This window comes from Streptococcus sp. DD11 (assembly GCF_001578865.1).
Taxonomy (GTDB): domain Bacteria; phylum Bacillota; class Bacilli; order Lactobacillales; family Streptococcaceae; genus Streptococcus; species Streptococcus panodentis.
The window spans coordinates 526,737-534,037 of sequence record NZ_KQ969393.1 but is presented as its reverse complement, the minus strand read 5'-3'; the positions used below and the strand labels follow the sequence as shown (position 1 = coordinate 534,037).

Sequence of the window (7,301 nt, the reverse complement as noted above, 5' to 3'; positions counted from 1 at the left end):
TCCCAGGGCTCTGCATGAAGTCCACGCAGGACATTTTTACGAGAAAAGCTGACATTGTTTTGCAGTTTTCCTTCTGCAAAAAAGCTTTCAGGAAAGCCTAGCGGCAGCATTTTTTCCTTTTGGAAATTCTCCTTGAACCAACCTCGGTTGTCTCCACGAACAGGGATATCAAACTCCAGCATACCTGGGATTCCAGGAACCTCACGCGCAGCCAGTTCTTTGTCAAAAAAGTGTTCCGTCATGCTTATTCTTCTCCAATCAAGCGCAAGAGATAGTGGCCATACTCATTCTTTTTCAATGGCTGCGCCAATTCGTGCACTTGCTCTTTAGTGATATATCCCATACGATAGGCAATTTCTTCCAGATTGGCCACCTGAACGTTCTGCATCCGCTGAACAGTTTCAATATATTGAGCGGCTTCTAAGAGACTTTCATGGGTACCTGTATCCAACCAGGCAAAACCACGTCCCATGAGCTCAACAGACAAATCACCACGATCCAAGTATGCCTTGTTGACATCTGTGATTTCCAATTCTCCGCGAGGACTTGGTTTGATGTTCTTGGCAATTTCTACAACATCGTTATCATAGAAATAGAGTCCAGTCACTGCATAGTTAGAGCGCGGCTGTTCCGGTTTTTCTTCGATGGAGATAGCATTCATATTTTCATCAAATTCTACAACACCAAAGCGTTCTGGATCCTTGACATGGTAGCCAAAAACAGTTGCTCCTTTTTCCTTAGCCGCAGCATTTTGGAGCATTTTACTCAGACCTGGTCCATGGTAAATATTATCCCCAAGAATCAGCGCCACGCGGTCATCTCCAATGAAATCGGCCCCAATGATAAAGGCTTGTGCCAGTCCGTCCGGACTTGGCTGCTCAGCATAAGAGAGCTTAATACCAAACTCAGAGCCATCTCCCAGCAGATCCTCAAAACGAGGCAGATCCGTCGGCGTTGAGATAATCAAAATATCTTTGATCCCTGCCAGCATGAGAGTGGACAAGGGATAGTAAATCATCGGCTTGTCATAAATGGGCATGAGTTGTTTTGAAGCAGCACGGGTCAAAGGATACAAACGAGTCCCCGAACCGCCTGCAAGGATAATACCTTTCATAATGAGTTTCCTCTCTTAATGTATTCTCCTTATTCTACCATTTTTGAAAGCGGATGTCATCCTTTTCACTACCCTTAAATAAAAGAAAAAGAGGGATAAGTTGCAGATAAGTGAAAACCTCTAAAGTTGGAAAACTTTAGAGGTTCATGCTAAGGTTGAAAATGCTGGTGCAAGATAGCAAAGTAATCCTGCGGATTATGAAGAAATGGGAAGTGGCCGCTGTTTTTAATCGTAAAGACTTGGGCGCTAGGGTAGCGGCTGATGACAAAATGTCCACTGGCACCAAAAATATCATTGTCACCAAAGGTCACGGTAATAGGAAAAGCAGGATCTTCTAGTCGGGGCAAGAGAGGATAGGCCATAATTTCCTTTCTTGTCTGATTGCCTGCTTGGACTGAAACATTGCTCATGTCTAGTTTCATATCATGAAAGGCTGGATAGTCGGCATTGTAATTACGGACAACTTGGCGAAAGAGAGCTTGCGAAGCCTTGGAACTACCAAGATTGCCGAGCAGAGAATAGATTCCCATTTTTAGCCATTCGATAGTCGTGCAGTGATTTTTATTGTAATTCATCATCTCTTTTTCCATTTGCTGCCACTGCTTGCTCGTGCCTGTTCCCGGAGAGGAAAGAAAGAGACTAAGAACCCGCTCAGGGATTTTGCTGGCGTAGATTTGCGCGTACAATCCGCCCCAGGAATGTCCCAAAAGGTGAAATTTATCTACATTGAAGTGGTCGGCAATCGTGTTGATGTCCGCAATGTAGGCTTCCATGCTGTAGTCGCCACTCAGGCAGGGCGATTTTCTCGTTCCCCGCTGGTGAAAGACAATCAGTTGATAATCTTTTTCGAGCTTAGGGATAAAGAGCTTGCAGTCATCAGGCGCTCCCGGTCCACCGTGCAGCAGGATAATCGTTTCCTTGTCAGGATTGGGGTAGCAGATGGTGTAGAGCTGGTCGGATCCGTTTTGAATCATTGTTTCGATTTTTTGAGAATGAGTCATAGTTTTCCTTTCTTTTAATAGAGCGTCCACCACTGATAAAGAGACCAGTAAAGGATATTGAGAACGACGATAAGTGAAGCGCTGCTGGTCAAGTAGGTCAAGATTTTTCGACCCTTGCTCACTTGGAATTTTGAGCGCAGGAAGAATGAGGCAATAAGGCTAACCAGGAGGCTAACTCCCACAGCTGCAAAGCCCATAGAAAGCCAAACACGGCTGTTTGGTGAGGAATGTAGACTCAGGACGCTTTGGATAAAGAAGTAAAGCAGGAGCATGGTAGATAGAATGAACCCGCAAGTCAGGTATTGCCAGAGCGACCAAGCAAGCGGTGTAAGTTTGTGATTTTTCCGCTTGAAAAGAAGCCGATAGAGTTTGACCAGTAAAGCAGATACAGGGATGAGGAGGGCATAGAAAGCAGCGAGGCACCACAAGACGAGACTGCCGTAATCCTTGACTACATCCCATGTGGAAAGTTTAAGGTAGTCTGCGATAGGCAATTTCAGCCGTTCTTGCTTGCCGTTTTTCTCCAATTCCCAGTATTTTTGAGTGACAAATTTACTATTTTTCTCAAGATAGTTAGTTATTGGCGGAGCAATGCGCGTGATTGATAAGGCATTGGTGAAAACGCGACTTGAGCGATAAACGCCCGGTTTAAACTCTGCTTTTATCTTCTCTGAAGTAGTTGCCTTGTTTCCATAAATCAGCTCAGGAATTTTTTTAAGATAGTTACTTTCGTATTGTTGATTGGTTAAAATGACGGTAGCGATACCTGATTTGAAATCCAAAGTTAATATGGATGAAAAGCCAGCCGTATTACCACCGTGACCGAGGATAACGCGGTCTTGATAAAGGTCACTCCAAAATCCGTGAGCATTGATTGGGAGTTTGCTATCAGGAAAAGTCGAAGTCGCCGTATAAAGGGTGTCCCAAGTTTCCGCGCGCCTAAAAAGTGTCTTCTTTTGCAGGAGTGCTTGGGCAAAGGTCTTAAAGTCTTTCAAAGTTCCTGTTGCTCGCCCGCTCGGATAGTAAGGATTAGGCTTGTTTGCCTCGCCAATCAGCTGACCGTCTGAGGTGTAGCCCTTGATTTCCTTGCGTTTTTCGACCACATAGTCATTATCCGAAAAATCGGGCAAAATAGCGGTGTGCTTCATACCTAAGGGCTGAAAAATATGCTCGTGCACATAGTCAGCGTAAGATTGTCCGCTAATCCGCTCGACGATGTAGCCAGCAAGCACCGTTCCAAAATTGGAATAAGCAGTTATTGTCCCCGGCTCATAGGCTTGAATAATCGGCGCCTTTTGTAGCGTATGGGCTAGGTCTTTGTCTTCATTTTTGGCCAAGTCAACATCTGCGAAGCCTGCTTGGTGGTTCATGAGGTCAAGCATGGTAATGGGTTTGTCAAATTTGAGCTTGCTTTTGAGAAAATCCTTGGGCAGATACTCTTTGATGTCGGTTTTTAGGTCAATTTTCCCCTCTTCCCAGAGCTGCATGACGCTGACCCAGACGGTTAATTTCGTTACAGAGCCCCACTCGAAAACTGAGTTGTCATCCACCGCCCACTTTTTTTCCTTGTCTACATAGCCAAAATTATTTTGGTAAATGGTTTGACCGTCCTTGTCAAAAATAGATGTTGCCAGTCCTGCGCTGGTTTTCTCGTTTTTCTGATAATAATCCTCAATCTTCTGTCCGATTTGGTCGTAAGATGTCCCCGACGGCAATTTTTGCTCATCGGCTCGAACTTGCGCTACTCCAAAAGCGAGCAAGCCGCAAGTCAGCAGCGCCACAGTGCTCTTCAAAAATGATGTTTTCATGATACTTACCTTTCTATTAAAGTGCCCACCATTGGTACAGGCCCCAATAAAGGATATTGAGAACGACGATAAGTGAAGCGCTGCTGGTCAAGTAGGTCAAGATTTTTCTGCCTTTGCTGACTTGGAATTTTGAACGCAGAAGAATTGGCAAAACAGAACTAGCAAGAAGCAGCAGACCCGTTATTGCAAAGATGACATAGAGCCAAGCACTGTTATTTGGCGAGCCGCTGATGTTCATATTATATTGCACGATGAGAATGGTTATGAGTACAGTGGACAAAACAAGTCCGCAAGTCAGATAATGCCAGAGCGACCAAGCAAGTGTCACAGGTTTGCGGTTTGTCCGCTTGGCAAGGAGCCGGTAGAGCTTGACCAGTAAAGCAGATACCAAACTAAGAAGAGCATAGAAGATTGCTAACCCCCATAGGATGACACTGCCGAATTCTTTGGCAACTTCCCAGTTAGATAGTTTAAAGTAATCAGAAACTGGGCGCTTGATAAATTCTCGCTTACCGACTTTCTCCAAGCTCCAGTAAAATCGATTTTCACTATTTTTATCAATATAGAAGGTCGCCATATTTAGTCGCGCAATGGATAAAGGCCCAAAGAATTGACTAGCGTCACGATAAAAGCCGGGTTTGAGTTCTTCTTTCTTTTTGTTGGGAACATCTTTCTTTTGCCCATAGACCAGCTCGGGAATTTTCTCAACATAATTTTTCTCGCCCAGTTGGTTCGTTAAAATGACAGCAGCGATACCTGATTTTAAGTCTAAGGTCAAACTTGATGAAAAACCAGCTGTATTACCACCGTGCCCGAGGATAACTTGGTCTTGATAAAGGTCACTCCAAAAACCATGAGCATTGGTAGGAAGATCGCTATCAGGATAGTTAGAGGTTGCTGTATAAAGGGTGTCCCAAGTCTCTGAACGCTTAAAAAGTGTCTTCTTTTGCAGGAGTGCCTGAGCGAATGCCTTGAAATCTTCCAAGGTTCCTGTTGCTCGCCCAGCAGGGTACATTTCTATTAGATATGGAGCTTCGCCAATCAACCGACCGTCTCTAGTGTAACCTTTGACTTCCTTACGTTTTTCTACTACATAGGGATTATCTGATAAATCGGGTAAGAGAGCGGTGTGCCTCATATCTAAAGGTTCAAAGATATGCTCGTGGACATAGTCAGCATAAGATTGTCTGCTAATCCGCTCGACGATATATCCTGCCAGAGCCGTCCCAAAGTTAGAGTAGGCTGTCACTGTTCCCGGCTCATAGGCTTGATAGATATGTACTTTTTTGAGCGTATCTCCCAAGTTCTTACTAGTTCCCTTGGCAAGCCCCGTGTCTCCAAAGCCTGCTTGGTGGTTCATCAGATCCAGCATGGTGATTGGCTTGTCGTATGTGAGCTTGCCTTTGAGAAAATCCTTGGGCAGATACTCTTTTATATCTGTTTTAAGGTCAATCTTGCCTTCTTCCCAAAGCTGCATGACGCTGACCCAGACGGTCAACTTGGTGGCAGAGCCCCACTCGAAAACTGAGTTGTCATCCACCGCCAACTTTTTTTCCTTGTCTACATAGCCAAAATTATTTTGGTAAATGGTTTGTCCGTCCTTGTCAAAAACAGATGTCGCCAGTCCCGCACTGGTTTTTTCGTGTTCCTTGTAGTAATCCTCAATTTTCTGACCAATTTGGTCGTAAGGCGTGCCTGACGGCAACTTCTGCTGGTCAGCGTAAGCGTGACCAGCTCCCAGAGCGAGCAAGCCGCAAGTCAGCACAGTTAAGCAATGTTTAAAAAATGATGTTTTCATGATACTTACCTTTCTATTAAAGTGCCCACCACTGGTAAAGGCTCCAATAAAGGATATTGAGAACGACGATAAGTGAAGCGCTGCTGGTCAAGTAGGTCAAGATTTTTCGACCCTTGCTCACTTGGAATTTTGAACGCAGAAAGATTGGCAACCCAGCATTGACTAAGAAAATCAGTGCAAGCAGGGCAAAGAGAATGGCTTGCCAGCGATAATCGGGCATGTACTTCCCCGAAACGGCAACTATGACGAGACCTGCTAGATTGACTAGGCTAACCAAAATCAGTCCGCAAGTGCCATAATGCCAAATTTTCCAACTTCTTGGAGTCGGTCTTTTGCTTTCTTTTCCAAAAAGTGAGCGATATATCTTGCTCAAAGCAGCTAACAGAAGAACAAGTACGGCATAAACCGATGCCAGTCCCAGCAGAGCGACAGAGCCATAATCCTTTATCACCTCCCAAAGCGAGAGCTTTTCTAAATTATTATAGGTTGTTTCAACTTCTGTTCGGCCTTGGCGCTGTTGCAAAAGCCAATAGTTGCTGAGTAGCAGATGACCGTCTTTGATCACATCTTTCACATAAAAAGTATAAACAGGAGTAAGGCGCGAAATAGAGGTCGGGCCTTGCTGAATGGAGCGGGAAGTCCGATACATGCCCTCCTGAAAGTCTTTTTGAGACTGGTTAGGGGCTTGCTTTTTCTTGCCAAAGACTAAATCGGGCAGACCGAAAGAAAAGGTGGCTTCTTCTCTCTGATTTACCATGGTAACCATGCCGATACCCGACTTGAAATCCAGCGAAATCATGGTTGAAAAACCGGCAAAAGAATGACCGCCGTGCCCTAAAATAGAGCCTATCTCATACTCTGTCACCCAAAAGCCGTGAGCATTCTTAGCGACTGCTTTATCTGAGAATGTAGAAGTTGTCTGATACAGTTCATTCCAGGTTTCTGGGCGCTTAAAGAGCTTTTCCTTTCTCAAAAGAGCTTGCGCGAACCGCTTGAAATCGGCAAAAGTCCCTGTCGCCTGCCCCGCTGGATAAATATCCGCGGGAAGCAATTTATCTAGATATAAACTTCCGTTTGTATCATAGGTTTTCTCACCCTGCCGCTTGTCTCGGACATAGGTATTGTCCGACAAATCAGGTAAGAGAGCGGTATGGTTCATGCCCAAAGGCTGGAAAATATGCTCGTGGACATAATCCGCAAAGTCCTGTCCGCTGATGCGCTCCACGATATAGCCTGCTAGAGCTGTACTGTAATTGGAATAGGAAGTCACCGTCCCTGGCTCATAAGTTTGAGCGGGCTGGCTTTTTAGTAATTCTTCCAAGCTCTTGCCTGTTCCTGTGTTCAGCGGCGTTTCATCAAAACCCGCTTGGTGGTTCATCAGATCCAGCATGGTAATGGGCTTGTCGTATTTGAGGTGTTTCAGGAAATCCTTGGGCAAATACTCTTTTATATCTGTTTTTAGGTCAATTTTTCCTTCTTCCCAGAGCTGCATGACGCTGAGCCAGACGGTCAATTTGGTGGCAGAGCCCCACTCAAAAACCGAGTTGTCGTCCACAGCCAGCTTCTTTTCCTTGTCCATA

General features: G+C 45.0%; 6 protein-coding genes. All 6 read right to left on the bottom strand.

Features of this window, described 5'->3' with window-relative positions; all coding sequences use genetic code 11:
- A partial coding sequence (locus STRDD11_RS14245; RefSeq protein WP_241209330.1) for a dTDP-4-dehydrorhamnose 3,5-epimerase family protein occupies window positions 1-242 on the bottom strand: 242 nt, incomplete at its 3' end.
- 2 nt (window positions 243-244) lie between these two features.
- A complete protein-coding gene (gene rfbA, locus STRDD11_RS05840) occupies window positions 245-1,114 on the bottom strand; it encodes a glucose-1-phosphate thymidylyltransferase RfbA (protein ID WP_125342504.1) in 870 nt (289 codons plus the stop codon).
- Between the two features lie 149 nt (window positions 1,115-1,263).
- On the bottom strand, window positions 1,264-2,115 hold the full coding sequence (locus STRDD11_RS05835; RefSeq protein WP_128836228.1) for an alpha/beta fold hydrolase: 852 nt from the start codon (window positions 2,113-2,115) through the stop codon (window positions 1,264-1,266).
- Between the two features lie 14 nt (window positions 2,116-2,129).
- Entirely contained in the window at window positions 2,130-3,923 is a 1,794-nt protein-coding gene (locus STRDD11_RS05830) for a serine hydrolase domain-containing protein (RefSeq protein WP_128836226.1), read from the bottom strand.
- Window positions 3,924-3,939: 16 nt separating this feature from the next.
- Window positions 3,940-5,721, bottom strand: coding sequence for a serine hydrolase domain-containing protein (locus STRDD11_RS05825; protein ID WP_002906173.1), 1,782 nt, complete (start codon window positions 5,719-5,721; stop codon window positions 3,940-3,942).
- 16 nt (window positions 5,722-5,737) lie between these two features.
- A partial coding sequence (locus STRDD11_RS05820) for a serine hydrolase domain-containing protein (RefSeq protein ID WP_164828399.1) occupies window positions 5,738-7,301 on the bottom strand: 1,564 nt, incomplete at its 5' end.